The 18,014-nt window shown below is 43.4% G+C and carries 13 protein-coding genes; 9 read left to right on the top strand and 4 right to left on the bottom strand.

Annotated elements, in window-relative coordinates; all coding sequences use genetic code 11:
* Positions 1–10 precede the first annotated feature (10 nt).
* The 4 genes from QEP08_RS18015 (at position 11) to QEP08_RS18000 (ending at position 4,560) form a co-directional block, all read left to right on the top strand.
* Positions 11–1,189, top strand: a complete 1,179-nt coding sequence (locus QEP08_RS18015; RefSeq protein ID WP_285060024.1) for an acetyl-CoA C-acyltransferase — start codon at positions 11–13, stop codon at positions 1,187–1,189.
* Positions 1,190–1,229: 40 nt separating this feature from the next.
* Positions 1,230–3,020, top strand: a complete 1,791-nt coding sequence (locus tag QEP08_RS18010) for an acyl-CoA dehydrogenase FadE (protein WP_285060023.1) — start codon at positions 1,230–1,232, stop codon at positions 3,018–3,020.
* Positions 3,021–3,142: 122 nt separating this feature from the next.
* Positions 3,143–3,637 (top strand): FKBP-type peptidyl-prolyl cis-trans isomerase, encoded by a 495-nt coding sequence (locus tag QEP08_RS18005; RefSeq protein WP_285060022.1) that lies wholly within the window; start codon positions 3,143–3,145, stop codon positions 3,635–3,637.
* Positions 3,638–3,690: 53 nt separating this feature from the next.
* Complete coding sequence (locus QEP08_RS18000) at positions 3,691–4,560, top strand: FKBP-type peptidyl-prolyl cis-trans isomerase (protein WP_285060021.1); 870 nt, start codon at positions 3,691–3,693, stop codon at positions 4,558–4,560.
* A gap of 10 nt (positions 4,561–4,570) precedes the next feature.
* Here the strand turns inward: QEP08_RS18000 and QEP08_RS17995 are convergent, their stop codons facing one another.
* Positions 4,571–5,479 carry a TIGR01777 family oxidoreductase gene (locus QEP08_RS17995; RefSeq protein WP_285060020.1) on the bottom strand — a complete coding sequence of 303 codons (909 nt, stop codon included), beginning with the start codon at positions 5,477–5,479 and terminating at the stop codon, positions 4,571–4,573.
* A gap of 152 nt (positions 5,480–5,631) precedes the next feature.
* Here QEP08_RS17995 and QEP08_RS17990 point away from each other — a divergent pair, with 152 nt between their 5' ends.
* From QEP08_RS17990 to odhB, 4 genes are all read left to right on the top strand, one after another.
* A complete protein-coding gene (locus QEP08_RS17990; RefSeq protein WP_285060019.1) occupies positions 5,632–6,909 on the top strand; it encodes a DASH family cryptochrome in 1,278 nt (425 codons plus the stop codon).
* 77 nt (positions 6,910–6,986) lie between these two features.
* Complete coding sequence (locus QEP08_RS17985; protein ID WP_285060018.1) at positions 6,987–7,865, top strand: MerR family transcriptional regulator; 879 nt, start codon at positions 6,987–6,989, stop codon at positions 7,863–7,865.
* A gap of 65 nt (positions 7,866–7,930) precedes the next feature.
* Positions 7,931–10,726, top strand: coding sequence for a 2-oxoglutarate dehydrogenase E1 component (locus QEP08_RS17980; protein WP_285060017.1), 2,796 nt, complete (start codon positions 7,931–7,933; stop codon positions 10,724–10,726).
* A gap of 19 nt (positions 10,727–10,745) precedes the next feature.
* Positions 10,746–11,975, top strand: coding sequence for a 2-oxoglutarate dehydrogenase complex dihydrolipoyllysine-residue succinyltransferase (gene odhB, locus QEP08_RS17975; RefSeq protein ID WP_285060016.1), 1,230 nt, complete (start codon positions 10,746–10,748; stop codon positions 11,973–11,975).
* 71 nt (positions 11,976–12,046) lie between these two features.
* Here odhB and QEP08_RS17970 read toward each other — a convergent pair whose 3' ends face one another.
* Together QEP08_RS17970 and QEP08_RS17965 are read right to left on the bottom strand one after the other, a co-directional pair.
* The gene (locus QEP08_RS17970) at positions 12,047–13,705 is read right to left on the bottom strand and encodes a M1 family metallopeptidase (RefSeq protein WP_285060015.1); all 1,659 of its coding nucleotides are present in this window, start codon (positions 13,703–13,705) and stop codon (positions 12,047–12,049) included.
* A 1-nt stretch (position 13,706) separates the two neighbouring features.
* Positions 13,707–15,584, bottom strand: coding sequence for a CocE/NonD family hydrolase (locus tag QEP08_RS17965; RefSeq protein WP_431844619.1), 1,878 nt, complete (start codon positions 15,582–15,584; stop codon positions 13,707–13,709).
* Between the two features lie 156 nt (positions 15,585–15,740).
* Here QEP08_RS17965 and lpdA point away from each other — a divergent pair, with 156 nt between their 5' ends.
* The gene (gene lpdA, locus QEP08_RS17960) at positions 15,741–17,147 is read left to right on the top strand and encodes a dihydrolipoyl dehydrogenase (RefSeq protein WP_285060014.1); all 1,407 of its coding nucleotides are present in this window, start codon (positions 15,741–15,743) and stop codon (positions 17,145–17,147) included.
* Between the two features lie 19 nt (positions 17,148–17,166).
* Here lpdA and QEP08_RS17955 read toward each other — a convergent pair whose 3' ends face one another.
* The gene (locus QEP08_RS17955) at positions 17,167–17,988 is read right to left on the bottom strand and encodes a hypothetical protein (RefSeq protein WP_285060013.1); all 822 of its coding nucleotides are present in this window, start codon (positions 17,986–17,988) and stop codon (positions 17,167–17,169) included.
* Between the last annotated feature and the right edge of the window lie 26 nt (positions 17,989–18,014).

Below are 18,014 nucleotides of genomic sequence, written 5' to 3'. Positions count from 1 at the left end.
AGATACTGACATGCAGGAAGCATATATTATAGCAGGATATCGTACTGCGGTAGGCAAAGCCCCCCGTGGTGTATTTCGTTTTACGAGGGCGGATGACCTGGCTGCGGAAGTCATCAGGCATTTGGTAGCCTCAGTGCCTAATCTGAATAAGGAGGAGATTGACGATGTGATCGTAGGCAATGCCACTCCTGAAGCGGAGCAGGGTTTGAATATTGGCCGTATGATCTCATTGATGGGATTGGATACCGATAAAGTGCCCGGGGTGACGGTTAACAGGTATTGTGCCTCTGGTCTGGAAACCATCGCGACTGCCGTGGCCAAGATCAAAAGCGGAATGGCCGATTGTATTGTGGCAGGTGGGGTGGAAGTGATGTCCGGTATGCCTTTTGGCGGCTGGAAAATAGTACCCAATCCTGATGTTGCCAAAAATAACCCGGACTGGTACTGGGGAATGGGGTTGACAGCGGAAGCAGTAGCCAGGGAATATCAGGTAAGCCGTGAAGACCAGGATGCGTTTGCTTATCGGTCCAATATGAAAGCGGTGGAGGCGATTAAAAACGGCCATTTGAAGGCTGGTGTATTGCCCATTACCGTAACGGAGAACTACCTGGATCCGGCCATGAAAAAACAGAGCAGGACTTATGTGGTGGATACGGATGAAGGTCCAAGAGCAGACACTACTTTGGATAAGCTGGCCAAGCTGAAACCTGTATTTGCGGCTGATGGCTGTGTGACCGCAGGCAATTCTTCTCAGACTTCTGATGGTGCGGCTTTTGTGCTGGTGGTGTCTGAAAAGAAAATGAAAGAGCTGGGTGTGAACCCTATCGCGAGATTGGTCAGCTATGGTGTAGCTGGTGTGCCTCCGCGAATCATGGGGATTGGTCCAATCGAAGCAATACCCAAGGCCCTGAAAATGGCCGGGATGACGTTGGATCAGTTGAACCTGATAGAACTTAATGAGGCTTTTGCTTCGCAATCTCTGGCCATCATTCGCACTTTGGGCCTGGATACTGATAAGTTGAACGTAAACGGAGGAGCGATAGCATTAGGTCATCCATTGGGCTGTACAGGCGCTAAATTATCAGTACAGTTATTTAACGAATTAAAAAGAAGGGGACAGAGATACGGGATGGTAACAATGTGTGTGGGTACCGGACAGGGTGCGGCCGGAATTTTTGAAATGCTTTAATTGGTAGCTATCAGCTGCCGTAAAATTTATACCAGAGACTATGGAAACTACAGATAAAAAGGCAATTAAGGGTGGGGAGTTTTTAATCACAGAAACAGCTTATCAGGATGTATTCATTCCGGAAGAATTTGATGAGGAACAAAATATGATTGCTCAGACCTGCCGTGATTTTTTGGCTGCGGAGGTTTATCCCAATCTGGACAGGATCGATGCCCAGGAGGAGGGGCTAATGCCTGCTTTGATGGATAAAGCAGGCGAACTCGGAATTCTGGGTGTATCTATTCCCGAAGAATACGGCGGTTTTGGCAAAAATTTTAATACTTCAATGCTGGTCGCTGATGTGATCGGTGCCGGACACTCTTTTGCTGTTGCGCTTTCTGCCCATACAGGTATTGGTACTTTACCGATCCTTTATTATGGAAATAAGGATCAAAAAGATAAATACATTCCTAAACTGGCCACAGGTGAATGGAAGGCAGCTTATTGCCTGACCGAACCCAATTCGGGTTCTGATGCCAATTCAGGCAAAACCAAGGCAAAGCTCACTGAGGATGGAAAGCATTATTTGATCAATGGTCAGAAAATGTGGATCACTAATGGTGGTTTTGCAGATGTTTTTATTGTGTTTGCCAAAATAGATGATGATGCCAATTTAACGGCCTTTATCGTAGAACGTGAATTTGGTGGCATTACCATGAATCCGGAAGAGCATAAGATGGGCATCAAGGGCTCATCAACCAGGCAGGTGTTTTTTAATGACTGCCCGGTGCCGGTGGAGAACATGCTGTCTGAAAGACAAAACGGTTTCAAGATCGCTGTAAATATTTTAAATATTGGCCGGATAAAATTAGCTGCTGCTGCTATCGGTGCGTCTAAATCGGTAATTGATACGGCCATTAATTATTCAAACGAACGCATCCAGTTTGACAGGCCAATCTCGAAATATGGGGCTATACGTTATAAACTTGCTGAAATGGCATCGAAGGTATATGCAGTTGAATCTGCCAACTACCGTGCCGGACAAAATATAGATGATGCTTATGATACGCTGGTAGCCGGAGGAATGGATGAAGGAAAAGCAAAATTGAAGTCAACTGAACAGTTTGCTGTGGAATGTGCCATTTTGAAGGTCTGGGGCTCCGAAGTGCTGGATTATGTGGTAGATGAGGGGGTTCAGATTTACGGTGGTATGGGCTTTTCTGCCGAAGCGCCGATGGACAGGGCTTATCGTGATGCCAGGATCAACAGGATATTTGAAGGGACTAACGAGATCAACAGATTGCTGACTGTAGATATGATGCTGAAGCGGGCGATGAAAGGGGAACTGGACCTGATGACACCTGCGACAGCTGTGGCTGCTGAACTGATGTCCATCCCGGACTTTGGCGAGGAAGATGATACGCTGTTTGCAGCAGAAAAGAAGATCATCAAAAATCTGAAAAAGGCAACGCTGATGGTGGCAGGGGCTGCGGTACAGAAACTGATGATGAGCTTGTCAAAAGAGCAGGAGATCCTCATGAATATCGCAGATATGGCCAGCTATGTTTATGTGGCAGAATCGGCTATGCTAAGAACAGAAAAATTGGTAAGCCTGAAAGGAGCTGAAGCCTGTGAAGGACAATTGAACCTGATGCGGATCTATTTTGTAGAGACCCTGGATGCCGTGCAGAAAGCAGGGAAGGAAGCATTATGGGCTTTTGCAGAAGGCGATGAACTAAGAATGATGATGGTGGGATTGAAAAGGTTTACAAAATCTGAACCTTTTAATGTAAAAGAGGTCAGGCAGAAGGTGGCGCAGCAATTGATAGCGGCCAACAGATACTGCTTTTAATTAATAATTCATAACTAAACTGGGCGCCCGTATTTTAATGCGGGCGTTTTTATTTGCGGTAGGAATTGTTAAAATTGGTTAAAAATTGCGCCATCTCTAATAAAAGACTACTTTTGTCCATTATGTTAAAAAATAGACTTTTACCCGGGTTAATTTTCCTGATCGGTGCGTTTGCCGCTTGTGAAAAACCTGAAGTCTATGATCCTGCGGAACGTTTTGCAATCGAAGAAGACAGCATTAAGCTTTGGGGGAATGCAAATGGTATTGAGCTTACCAAACATGAAAGCGGGTTGTTTTATCATATTGATACCGTCGGAGACGGAGCCAATGCAATTGAACTGACAGATACGCTTGAAGTGGAATATGTATGCAGATTGCTGAGAGATACTGTAGTGAGCCGGGTTGACGGCGGTTCGGTTTATAAGTTTGCGCTTGAAAAGGGTATACCGGGATGGCAATCCGGGCTTCCTTTGATCAGGGAAGGTGGACAGATCCGTTTGCTGGTGCCTTCGCCTTTGGCTTACAGGAACGTGGCAGTCGGGATCATACCTGCTAATTCGCCCCTGGATTTTTTGGTCAGAATAAGAAATGTTATAAAAAAGAAAAGAATATTTTAAAAGGAAAATAAATAAATATGTTAAAAAAGATATCCTCATATACCCTTATGCTAATGGCCCTGACAGTCATATTGAGTTCGTGTGAAAAGGAATATGAGACTGCAGAAAATATTGATGGTGCAAAGATTGAAGAGTATCTGAAAAAGAATAACATTAACGCCGTTAAAGACCCGGAAGGTACGGGGTATTATTACCAGGTGCTTAATGCCGGAATGGGAAATGTTTATACAAATACCGATTCAGTTCGTTATAATTATTCGATCAAGTCCTTACTGACCGGTCAGGTTTATTTTGCTTCGCCAGATTTTTTGAATCTTGGGACCTTTGTGGGTTATTCGAGCCAGGTTTTAGGAATTAATGTAAAAGGAATTGTACCCGTACTGAACCAGGTGAAGGCGGGTAGCAGCTTCAGGATTATTCTTCCTTCCTCCCTGGGCTTTGGTAAAAATGGAAATGCGAGTCTGAATATCCCGCCTAATGAAATTCTGGAGGTTGCCGTGACCACTTATGCAGAGAGCCAGTCAGCGCTTGATGAGAAACAGATTGCTAAGTTTGTGGCCAATCAAAAACTGACTCCGCTAAAAGATCCTGAAACAGGGGTTTATTACATTCTGACGCAGGAAGGTACGGGTGAAGTGCCAATCACAAATACCGCTACAATAACGGCTAATTTCACGGGCCGGTATCTGGACGGAACAGTGTTTGACTCCTCTACTGACGGAACATTTAAGAATGAACTCGGATACCTGCTGCCGGGATGGGGCTTGCTGAAGAAATATAAAAAGGGCACCAGGATCAGACTGATCTTTCCTTCTGCGCTTGGTTATGGGGCTAATGGTGTCCTCGATGAAAATGGTAATCTAAGAATTTCCAGAAATGCCTGTCTGGATTTTGATGTAGAAATCTTAGATGTAACTCCTTAATCTTCATTTTTCATTTACTATAAATGTCTGCCAAAGCATCTTCCAAATGGGTATATTTAAATTTAAAACCTTCATCCAGCAATTTCTGCGCTGAAGTATTGTTGCTGATGAGCACCACATTGCTCATTTGACCCAGGATCATCTCTAATACTTTTTCGGGTACATGGATGGGCCATACCGGCCGGTGCAATGCTTTAGCTACTGCTCTGGTCAGGGTTTCATTGGTTATCGGAAATGGAGCACAGGCATTATAAACTCCACTAATTGATGGTTCGTCAACGGCCGCTGCAAACATGGATACGATGTCATCGACGTGCGCCCATGGAATCCATTGCCTTCCGCTGCCCAGAGGAGCGCCCGCAAAAAAGCGAATCGGTTTATCAAATGCTGCCAATGCCCCTTCTCCCCTGGCCATAATAAAGCCGATCCTGAATTTAACGACCCTCATGCCAAGAGATTTTCCTTTGTTTGCTGCATCTTCCCATAGTTTGCAGCATTCGGCCAGAAATCCATAACCATTGGATGAGCTTTCAGTCAGGATTTCATCACCGCAATCACCGTAGTAACCGACGGCTGACGCTGAAATGAAGGTTCTCACAGGCGCGTTGGCATCTTTTATAAGTTTGTAAATCAGCTGCGCTGATATGACACGGCTGTCAATGATCTTTTGTTTACGCTCTTTGGTCCATTTCTTTTCCGCAATGCCCTCACCGGCAAGGTGTATAACCGTATCCACCCCCTGGATGCATGAAGGATCAATCTGATGCTTGTATACGTTCCATAAATGAACGGTAACATTCTTAATTTTACCGCGTTTCCTGGCAAGAACAGAAATAGTATGCCCCTTTTCCTGCAATGCATGGATCAGCTTTTTACCAATCAGGCCGGTAGCGCCGGTAATTAAAATATGCTTCTTCATAGTAAAATAACCTCCGGTACTGGTTTTGGTTTTTATAAAATGAGTTATTAAAGTTTTTTTGTTTTGCTTATGTAAATATTGCATTAGTCATTCGAACTAAGCTATTAATTCGTATATTTTTGTAATCTATAACAAAACTCAGCTCAAAACTAATGAAGTCAAAGAAGATATTGGTTTGGTTTAGAAATGACCTTCGCCTGCATGATAACGAAATGCTGGTAGAGGCGATAGCTAAATCGGACAGTATTTTGCCTGTCTATTTTTTTGATCCGAGATACTTTGGAGATACCCGCTTTCAAACTGCAAAAACGGGCTCGACCAGGGCTCGGTTTTTGATAGAAAGTATTCATTCTCTTAGAAGGGCTTTTCAGGACTTTAGGGGTGATATTCTGCTGATCCAGGGCAGGCCAGAGGATCATATGCTGGATCTGGTGGAAAGATTTGAAATTTCGGAGGTTTACCATCACAGGGAAGTTGGTCCGGAGGAGACCGGTATATCTGCTCATGTTGAGGATGCTTTGTGGAAACAAAAGATCAACCTCAGGCACTTTATAGGTCATACGCTTTATAACAAGGAAGACCTGCCTTTTCCAATAAAGGATATCCCTGATGTTTTTAACCAGTTTAAGAAGAAAACGGAAAGAGATGCGATAGTGAAGTCGTGTTTTGAAGCTCCTGTACAGATTTCATTTGTAGAAAATAGCGAATGGGGGCAGATACCTGGTCTTGAAGATTTGGGCTTTGATGTGGATGAACCTGTTGGTGGAGAGCAGTATGCTAAAGGTGGTGAAACAGCCGGATTGGCACACCTTGAAGATCTTTTGAAACATGGCTCAGAAATCTATTCAAAAAACAGTAGTAAAGTAACTCCGGATAACCCCGGGTTTTCATCTAAGCTTTCGGCCTGGCTTGCCCTGGGTTGTTTGTCGCCACGCAAAGTATACTGGCAATTTAAGGCTGCAGAAAATGAGTTTGGTGGCAATTCAAATTTCAATCAGGTGTTACTGGGTTTGCTTTGGCGTGATTATTTTAGATTTATGTTTAAAAAACATGGTATCAGATTCTTTCAGGAACCGGATTTTGAACGGCTGATCGTGACGCCTGTGGAGGAAGATTCGGATCTGGTAAAAAATTGGAAAGCCGGACAAACCGGACATTTGCTGGTGGATAGATATATGCAGGAGCTAGACCGCTCCGGATTTATTCCACATGCGGGCAGACTGATCGTAGCAACTTATCTCATCCATATTATAAAAGCGCACTGGACTAAAGGAGCGGCGTATTTTGAAGAGAAACTAACGGATTATTCCGCCGCAAGCAACTGGGGTAACTGGGCAAATGTAGCGGGTGCAGGCCTGTCGGCCGGGTCAAAAGGAGGGTTTGATCTGGAGAAACAATTCAAAATTATGGATGTTGTAGTTTTATATTAATTGCTATCTTCGACGAATTGTTAAACAATTATTATTCTGTAAACAAAGCTGTTTAACTTTTGTTATTAATCAATAGCGTGAAAAAATTTTCTATAAGTGACATAGAGAGCCTGATCGGCGTAAAAGCTCATACCATAAGGGCGTGGGAGATCAGATACAATCTTGTTCCTCCTAAGCGTACACCAACGAACATCAGATTTTATGATGAAGACGACCTGAAGATGTTGCTCAACATCGTGACACTTAATGAAAATGGGTATAAGATCAGTAAAATCGCTGGAATGAGCCAAAAGCAAATAACAGACCTGGTGGCGCAGCTTAAAACCGACTGGAACAACGATTCTGTTCAGATGCTCAATTTGTCGAATGCGACAATTGAATATGATGAGGAGGTATTTTCAGGAATATTGGCGGGCTGCATTAAAGAGATGGGCTTGATTAACGCAATGGATGTCATGCTGTTTCCATTTATGAAAAGAGTTGGCATGCTGTGGCAAACCGGAGCTATCGATCCGTCGCACGAGCACTTTGCTGCAAACCTGATCCGGGACAGACTGATCGTGGAGATAGATCAGCTTGAAATGCCGGATAAGCCAGATCCTAAAAGATTTTTGCTGTTCCTGCCGGAAGCGGAGATGCATGAGACAGGATTGTTGTTTGCCCGTTACCTGTTAAAAAAATGCGGACAGCATACTTTATATCTCGGTCCTGAAATTCCTTATCAGGATCTCAAAAAAGTAGCAGAATCTTACAAGCCTGATTATGGTTTTATTGTACTTACCTCACTAAATTTGGGTAAAAACGTAAATAAAATTATTGGAAAAGTCATGGACAATCTCAATGTCCCCTTGCTGGTGGCAGGGAGTTTGATATCGGAATTTGACATTCTGGTTAAAGATCAGCTTACGCCTCTAAAAAATGTTTGTGATATGGTTGAATTTCTTGAAGATTTATAGCCGCGTTTACCTGTTTTTTAAGGTAAAAAAACCTAATTTTGCAATACTTACGCAATTTACATATAATGGATAATTTATCTTATCTCAATGGCGCAAACGCCGAATACATAGAATCCCTATATCAATCGTATAAAGAAGACCCTAATTCTGTAGAATTTGGATGGCAGAAGTTCTTTGAAGGTTTCGATTTTGGCAGAAACTCGTCAGGAACGGCCGTCAGCTCAGAAGCCCCTGAACACTTTTTAAAAGAAATCAATGTCCTGAATCTAATTAATGGCTACAGACAGCGCGGCCACTTGTTTACCCGGACTAATCCGGTAAGGGAAAGACGCCAGCACCTGCCTACACTGGAAATTGAAAATTTTGACCTGTCAAAGTCAGATCTGGATACCGTATTCAATTCAGGTATTGAAATAGGAATTGGTCCGGCAAAGCTGGGTGATATCGTTGCTTTTTTAAAGCAGACCTACTGCCACTCTATTGGTGCAGAATATAAATACGTTCGTACTCCTGAAGTCCTTGGGTGGATTGAAAAAAAGATGGAGAGCGTACGCAATACACCAAGTTTCTCTATAGATGAGAAAAGAAGGATATTGAAAAAATTAAACGAGGCCGTGAGCTTTGAAAATTTTTTAGGGACTAAGTTTCTTGGCCAGAAAAGATTTTCTCTTGAAGGCGCTGAGGCGCTGATTCCTGCTTTGGATTCGGTAATTGAAAAAGGGGCAGCACTCGGTATTGAAGAGTTTGTGATCGGTATGGCGCACAGGGGTCGTTTAAACGTCCTCGCCAATATCATGCAAAAGACTTATAAAGATATTTTTGCTGAGTTCGAGGGCAAAGGTTATAGTGCCGAATCCCCTTTTGGTGGCGACGTAAAGTATCACTTGGGTTATTCAACTGACATCACAACAAACGACGGTAAGAACGTTCACCTTAGCTTATGTCCTAATCCCTCACATCTGGAGACCGTAAACGGCGTGGTAGAAGGAATGACCCGTTCTAAAATAGATTTTAAATATGGCGGTGATGATGCGCGCATCGCACCGATATTGATCCATGGTGATGCGTCAGTGGCTGGACAGGGCATTGTGTACGAAGTAATTCAGATGGCTGGTTTGGATGGTTATAAAACTGGAGGTACTATTCACCTGATCATTAACAATCAGATCGGTTTCACTACAAATTATAAAGACGGCCGTACCAGCACTTATTGTACGGATATTGCAAAGGTGACGCTTTCCCCGGTATTTCATGTGAACGGTGATGACGTTGAAGCATTGGTTTATGCCATTAATCTGGCTATGGAGTATCGTCAGCGGTATAAGAATGACGTGTTCATCGATATTTTATGCTATCGGAGGTTTGGTCACAATGAGGCCGATGAGCCTAAATTTACACAGCCGTTATTGTATAAGACGATAGAGAAACATGCCAATCCGCGTGACATTTATATTCAGCAATTGATCTCTGAGGGGAAACTGGAAGCAAGTCTGGCAAAAGAAATGGAAAAGGAGTTTCGAGGCATTTTGCAGGAGCGCCTAAACGAGGCTAAGGAGCTTACCTCAACTTATCAGGATGTAAAATTTGGAGGTGCATGGGCAGATATGCGTATTGCGACGCCGAAAGATTTTGAGGAATCGCCTAACACGGCTGTTAAAAAGACAACCTTATTGGAGATTGCTAAAAGAATCAGCTCTTTGCCTTCAGATAAAAAATTCTTTAAGAAAATAGAGAAGCTTTTTGAAGAACGCAGTAAGATGGCGAATACTACGCATGTTTTTGACTGGGCGATGGGGGAGCAGCTCGCTTATGGAACTTTGCTTGCTGAAGGCAAGAGAGTTCGTCTAAGCGGACAGGACGTGGAACGTGGTACATTCTCTCACCGGCATGCAGTAATTACCCTTGAGGATTCTGAGGAAGAGTACATCCCACTTGCAAATATATCTGAACAGCAGGCTCCTTTTGATATTTACAATTCACATCTTTCGGAATACGGTGTCCTGGGTTTTGAGTATGGATATGCAATGGCCAATCCCAATGCATTAACCATTTGGGAAGCACAATTTGGAGACTTCTTTAACGGTGCGCAAATCGTGGTTGATCAGTATATCGCCAGCGCAGAAACGAAATGGCAGCGTGAAAACGGACTGGTGTTGCTGCTGCCACATGGTTATGAAGGCCAGGGCCCTGAACACTCTTCGGCACGCATTGAGCGTTTTATGGAGCTTTGCGCGGATTATAACATGCAGGTAACCAATTGCACTACTCCTGCAAACTTTTTCCATGCTTTGCGCAGGCAATTTAAGCGTGATTTCAGAAAACCTTTGGTGGTATTTACGCCTAAAAGCCTTTTACGCCATCCTGCTTGTGTCTCCGCACTCGAAGAATTTACAGAAGGTAAGTTTCAGGAGGTAATCCCGGATAAAAATGTGAAGGCAACTGATATAACCCGGGTATTGTTCTGCTCTGGGAAAATCTATTATGAACTGCTCGAAAAACAACAAAAAGATCAGATCAAACATGTAGCTATAGTAAGAGTTGAGCAGCTGTACCCTACGCCATTGGCACAAATGGAAGCCGTGTATAAAAAATACAAAAATGCTGAAGAAGCGTTGTGGGTTCAGGAAGAACCGGAAAATATGGGGGCGTGGCCGTATTTGCTTCGCAGATTAAGAAAAACTATCTTTAATGATATCGAAGTGATCTCGAGAAAAGAAAGTAGCAGTACGGCTACGGGATTTGCAAGACAACATGCAGACCAGCAAGCATATATTTTAGCAAAAGCCTTTGAAACACAGGTCACTGCGCAGGATCAAAAGATCGCTAAAAAGTCTGTGAGTAAAGTATTTAATGTAGATTAGAATAAAATAATACACCGTTATGAGTATAGAAATAAAAGTTCCGCCGGTTGGCGAGTCGATAACCGAAGTTGTTTTATCCCGCTGGGTGAAAAACGACGGTGATGCAGTTGAAATGGATGAGGTAATTGCTGAATTGGAATCTGATAAGGCAACATTCGAATTGACTGCTGAGCAAGCAGGAACTTTAAAAACAGTAGCAGCTGAGGGAGATACTTTAGCCATAGGCGCTGTAGTTTGCAAAATTGAAGATGGTAGAGCGGCTCCAAAAACTACGCCTGCAGCAGTTAAGGAAGAGAAGCCTGTGGTAGCTGAAGAGAAGGCCGCGGCCCCTGTGGCAGAAAAATCGGGTGAGAGCTATGCAAGTGGAACACCTTCGCCTTCAGCTGGTAAAATACTGGCCGAAAAAGGGATTGCTGCGGATGCTGTTAAGGGCACCGGCGTTGATGGCAGGATTACCAAAGAGGATGCACAGAATGCTGAAAAAACAGCGCAGCCTGTTGCTAAAACTGAAGTGCCTAAAGCAGCAGTTGCTGTGCCTGGTGCAGGATCAAGAAATGAGCGCAGGGAAAAAATGTCGCCGTTGCGCAAGACTGTGGCAAAACGCCTGGTAACGGTTAAAAATGAAACCGCAATGCTGACCACCTTTAATGAGGTGAACATGAAACCTATCATGGATCTGCGTGGAAAGTATAAAGATCAGTTTAAGGAAAAGTATGGTGTTGGTCTGGGTTTTATGAGCTTCTTTACAAAAGCTGTTTGTGAGGCGCTTAAAGATTTTCCGGCAGTAAATGCACGTATAGATGGAGAGTCTGTTGTTTATAATGACTTTGCTGATATCTCCATAGCAGTTTCTGCTCCAAAGGGCCTGGTAGTGCCTATTATAAGAAATGCTGAAAGCATGAGTCTGGCCCAGATCGAAAAAACTGTTATTGAGCTGGCTACTAAGGCACGCGATAGCAAACTGACCATAGAAGAGATGACAGGCGGAACATTTACCATTACAAATGGCGGTGTTTTCGGGTCAATGATGTCAACTCCGATTATCAATGCGCCGCAATCTGCAATTTTAGGTATGCACAATATCATTGAACGTCCGGTTGCAGAAAAAGGCGAGGTGGTCATCCGTCCGATGATGTACGTAGCCTTATCTTACGATCACCGGATCATTGACGGAAGAGAATCTGTTGGTTTTTTGGTAAGGGTAAAACAATTACTGGAAGATCCCGCAAGACTGCTTTTAGGCATATAGATAGCCTGCAGAGGAATAAAAAAAGAGGACGCTTTTTAGGTAGAGCGTCCTTTTTTTATTTGATGATCTATTTAATTGACCCTTCTTGTCAGAATGTAAAAATTAGGATCTGCCTTAAAATTTTCATTGGCAAGTTCCTTGTTCACGGCCATCTTTTTCCAGTTTGTTGAGGGTCTGATCCACGCATAAACGTCTTTTTTCAAGGTTACTTTCAGGGGCATGTTGAAGTCTTTTACTACTTCAGTCCATCTGTAGCTCAACTGACCATTGGCTATTTTATATTCAAGTACAGGAATCTGTGTATGACGCAGGTACTGGTCGAAGATCTTGTCGAGTTTAATGCCCGATTGTTTTGCTATATAAGCTTCAATTTCCTTTGTGGTAACCGTTTTGTGGTAAAAAGTCTTATTGAGTCCACGCAGGAGCATCCGGAATTTCTCATCATTAGCCATAAGCTGCCTGATGGTATGTATTAAATTGGCTCCTTTGTAATACATGTCCCCGGAGCCCTCTCTGTTCACATTGTATGGGCCAATTACAGGAATGTCATTCACGATCTTTTTCCTAACGCCAATGACGTATTCCGAGCCTGCAGTTTTACCATATTGAGATTCTGTAAATAAAGTTTCTGAGTAATTTGTAAAGCCTTCATGCACCCACATGTCTGCGATATCTTTAGTGGTGATGTTGTTTCCAAACCATTCATGGCCACTTTCGTGAATGGTTATAAAATCGAATTTCAGTCCCCATCCAGTTTCTGAGAGATCTCCGCCGAGGTATCCCATTTTAAATTTATTACCGTATGCCACTGCGCTCTGATGTTCCATTCCCAAGTGGGGTGCCTGTACAAGTTTGTATCCGTCTTTGTAAAATGGGTAAGGGCCAAACCAATGTTCAAAGGATTTGAGCATCGGTTTTACATCCGCGTCCCAATGGGGGCGGGCTTTTGTGCTGTCCTCTTTTAACGACCAAAAGTCTAAAGAAAGGCTACCATTTTCACCTTTATAATGATCAGTCCAGTGTGCATATTTGCCAATATACAGACTCACATTATAATTGTTGATAGGACTGGAAACAAACCAGTTGTACTGGGTATCGCCACTGGGCTTTTGAACGATGCTGCGAAGGCGTCCGTTGGCGATAGTCTGCAGGTCTTTGGGTGCAGTTACGCTAATCAGCAAGCTATCAACCTCGTCACTCTGGTGGTCCTTGGTAGGCCACCAGGCACTCGCCCCCAGGCCCTGGCATGCCACTGATACCCATGGGTTGCCAGATGTATCTTTTGTAAAGATAAATCCTCCGTCCCATGGCGGGTTTACAGCCACAACCGGATAGCCTGAGTAAAATACAGTGAAACGTTCCTTAGCCCCCTTTTTGATTTCTTTGGGAAATGTCACCAATACCGCATTAAATGTCCTTTCAAAAAGCAATTCGCGCCCGTCGTATATGACCTTCTCTACTTTCATATTGCTGAACAAATCGAATTGAAGTTTGCGGAAGTTCTGCGCAGCAGTAAACACAAATTCATTGCTGCCGCTGATGAACTTATGCCCGATATCTATTTTAACATCTAAATGGTAATAGTCGATGTTGTAACAGGTCCGCAGGGGTGTGAGCATGCCCCTTAGCGTATCCGCCTTCGTATAACTGTTTTTTTCGCTGATCAACTGAGCTCTGGACTGAACAAACAGGCAGAAAAAGAGAACAGTTAGGAGCAGGAGCTTTCTCATGCTATGGTTTTAATATAGTGATGGTTAATGCGGAAGAATTGTGTACGTCATGAAAGATGCGATGTGTTGCTTTTTGAAAATCGACCGGTTCCGCCTGGTAGATGTCCATGAATTTTTGAGGGTTTCTGTCTGCCAGCGGGAACCAGGAATTTTGGACCTGTACCATGATGCGATGACCTTTTTTAAAGGTATGGGCGACATCGGGCAATGTATAATTTATCTTAGTAATTGCTCCTGGTACAATCGCTTCCGGTTTCTCAAAGCTATTGCGGTATTTGCCACGCATAATCTCCCCCCTGACCAGCATTTGATAGCCACCCATGATGATATTTTTAGGATTCGGGGCTGGATCTGCAGCATCTTCAGGATAGACATCAATAAGCTTAACGACATAATCAGCGTCTGATCCTGTCGTTGATACTACTAGATTGGCCATAAGCGGGCCTGCCAGTGTAATGTCTTCCGTTAGCGCTTCCGTCTGGTATACTTTAACGTCGGGACGACGGGCCGCAAAGCGCTGATCATCTATCATGTATTCACGCGTTCTTTTAGCCTGTACGCCATCCTGATAAGGCACCGGCTGATTTGGGTCACTTATATATTCATCCCAGCTGTCTGTCCTGCCCACTTTTTCAAAACCGAGCTTTCCGTTTGGCTGCAAATAAAGCGTCTTTGTTTCTGTTTCTTTCGGCGGCCAGGCATCAAATCCTTTCCATTCATTGCTTCCTGTCACAAATATATTCGCTTCAGCGGGTTTAAAATCTCCTTCACCTTTGAGGTAATATTTGAAGAAAGGGAGTTCAAAATTTTTCTGGTAATCAATGCTGGTTGGCTGTCCAAACACTATATCGCCAAAACTGCTCCCGGCGCTGCGCACCCATCCGCCATGGAACCACGGCCCCATTACGAGGATGTTATTGGCATTGGGATTTTGTTTTTCTATACTTTTATAGGTGGCAAAAGTTCCATACACATCTTCCGCATCAAAAAAACCTCCTACAACCATAACGGCAGGTTTTACGTTGGTCAGGTGCTGCCGGATGTCTCTCGCCTGCCAAAAGGTGTCCAGATTAGGATGTGCAAAAAGGTCATTCCAGAATTTAATGCTGTCTGCAAAATATTTATCTTTCAAGTTTTTAACAGAACCGGATTCGAGGTAAAAGCGGTAGTTGTCTGCAATTGGAAACTGGAAATTTTTGGGCCCTTTGTCTGGAGTGATCGGTTTAAGCCTTGGTACTCCAAACGTACTCATGAAACCAAAAGCATCCATCAGGAACAGTGCCCCGTTGTGGTGAAAGTCATCACCCCTGAACCAGTCTGTAACAGGCGCCTGAGGTGAAACTGCTTTTAAGGCAGGGTGGGCGCCCGGCAATGAGGTGGTGGAGTAGAAACCAGGATAAGAGATGCCCCATATCCCTGCTTTACCATTGTTGTTCTTTATGTTTTTGACCAGCCAGTCGATGGTATCATAGGTATCGGTGCTCTCATCAATATCCTTTTTACTTTTCTTGCTGGTAACCTGTGGCCTGATGTCATCGAAAGTGCCTTCGCTCATCCATTTCCCTCTGACGTCCTGATATACAAAAATGAACCCCTCCCGCATCATTGCCGGGAAATTGCCCAGACTTGTTTTGAATTTGTCCGCACCATAAGGGGCTACCGTGTAAGGCGTCCTGTTGATTAGAAAAGGATATTTTTTTGACTGATCTTTTGGGATGTAAATTGAAGTAAACAACTTAATACCATCCCTCATCGTAATCTGCTTCTCTAATTTAGTGTAATTTTCGAGCACATAAGCAGAATCAGTGGTCTGGGCGAGAGCTGGAGCTGCAAAAAAAATAAAAAAAACAGTGAACCAGCGAAGTTTTAAAGGGGCCATGAGTAAATAATAAGATTTAAAGTTTAAATATAGCAAATGCAAATGTCTAGTGTTAAAAATGGCATTGAAATGGTCAAAGAAATTACAATCTTTTTAATTAGCTAAGTATTTCAACATAGGTTTTATTAACTTAGTGCCGTAAAAAAATTCCTTAATATGCAATACGATGTAGTTGTAATTGGCTCGGGTCCGGGCGGTTATGTAGGAGCAATAAGATGTGCTCAGTTAGGTTTGAAGACGGCGGTTATAGAAAAATATAAAACATTCGGGGGAACCTGTTTGAACGTCGGATGCATTCCTTCAAAAGCATTATTAGACTCTTCTGAACATTATTACAATGCAGCACACAGCTTTGGAACACATGGTATCGATGTCAAAGACCTGAAGGTAAACATGCCCCAGATGATTGCGCGCAAAAATGATGTGGTGGCACAGAATACTGCTGGTATACAATATTTATTTAAGAAAAATAAAATTGATGCTTTTGAGGGAGTAGGATCGTTTACGGACAAGAATACCATCAAGATCACCAAAGATGACGGTAAAACTGAAACCATAACGGCAAAAAATGTCATTATAGCCTCCGGATCCAAGCCGACTGCACTGCCTTTTTTACCTATAGATAAAAAACGGATCATTACTTCTACTGAAGCCCTCAACATCACGGAGGTGCCAAAGCAAATGGTCGTGATTGGAGGTGGCGTGATTGGACTCGAGCTGGGATCGGTATACGCCCGTTTAGGGACTAAGGTATCTGTAATTGAGTTCCTGCCCTCGATTATCGCAACCATGGACGGAGGCCTGGGAAAAGAGCTTCAGCGTGTACTGAAAAAATCTCTGGGCATGGAGTTCTTTACGGGGCATAAAGTGACCGGGGCAAGTGTGAAAGGCAAGAAGGTTACCGTTACCGCTGACAATTCAAAAGGCGAGAAGGTGACATTTGATGCTGATTACTGCATCGTGGCCGTTGGCCGTACAGCTTATACCACTGGTCTGGGGTTGGAAAACATTGGTATCAAAACCGAGGAAAGAGGAAACAAGATCCCTGTTAATGAGCACTTGGAGACTGCCGTTCCAGGAGTCTATGCTATAGGTGACGTGATCAAAGGCGCTATGCTTGCCCATAAAGCAGAAGATGAAGGTGTATATGTTGCAGAACGAATTGCGGGACAGAAGCCCCACATCAACTATAATCTGATCCCCGGTGTAGTTTATACCTGGCCGGAGGTTGCGTCAGTTGGCCAGACAGAAGAGCAATTAAAAGAAAAAGGAGTACAATATAAGTCAGGCTCATTTCCTTTCAAGGCGAGTGGCAGGGCGAAAGCCAGTATGGATACTGACGGATTTATCAAAGTACTTGCTGATGCCAAAACAGATGAAATCCTGGGTGTGCATATGATTGGTCCGCGTGCAGCGGATATGATCGCAGAAGCTGTAGTTGCAATGGAATTCAGGGCGTCTGCTGAGGATATTGCCCGTATCTGTCATGCTCACCCGACTTATACGGAAGCGTTTAAAGAAGCTGCGATGGCGGCAACTGACAACAGGCCTATACACATTTAGCAGCAAAGAAGGCGGCAGATCATTCTGTCGCCTTCTTTGCTAAATTCGAATAAGTCTCGTACAAGACCTTAATAGCGATCTCGATGAGCTGCAAATGTTCATACTGATGTCCATGTTGCACTTCTACATTGATATAGGGGATCTTATTTTCCATCGCATATACAGAAAGCGAGCCATCATCAGGACCTCTGTCAGATTGCAGGATCACATTTACATTCTTTTTCTTAAAATTATTGAAAAGAGCAAGGTCAGTAACCAGGATCAGGTCGTCTGAATCTGCCTCAAAGTTAATGTGTACAGAATCGGCGGTCTCTTCAAGCTCATAGCCTTTCAGATAAGAAGATATTCCAAATCCTCCATCGGCATTATTGTGCAGGGTAAACATATAGCCCAGCTTTTTGGCATTGTAATAATTAAGGATCATTTTAGAGGCATCTTCCAATTGTCTGATCACATCGTCGTTGTCTGTGTTGTCATATTTATCCAAACCCATTACCCTCCCCCCATAGGAGTAGATGCTGTTAGGGTCTGTTTGAAAATCTATCCCCTTGTGCCGGAACTTATAATTTCTGGTGCCTCCGTACTGACAATCAATTATGGAGCCACCGCTAAACCTGATGTATTCAAATGCTGCCTTAACTCCAGTGTCTTCATCATCATGAATCACTAAAAAGCTGATCTTAGGTTTGCCATAGCTATATTTGACGAGGTTAATATCAAGATCATTTAACTTTACAAAAGCAGTATCTGTTATCATTCCTTCAAACACCGGAGGGTGCTGGGCTTTTGAGCGCAATGAAAAACTGTAAAACAAGATAATTAAAGTGATGTATCTCAGCATGACGCAAATAATACAGCAAAGTAATT

The sequence above is a fragment of the Pedobacter ginsengisoli genome, from assembly GCF_030244015.1.
GTDB classification, from domain to species: Bacteria; Bacteroidota; Bacteroidia; order Sphingobacteriales; family Sphingobacteriaceae; genus Pedobacter; species Pedobacter ginsengisoli.
This window is presented reverse-complemented; position numbering and strand designations above follow the sequence as displayed.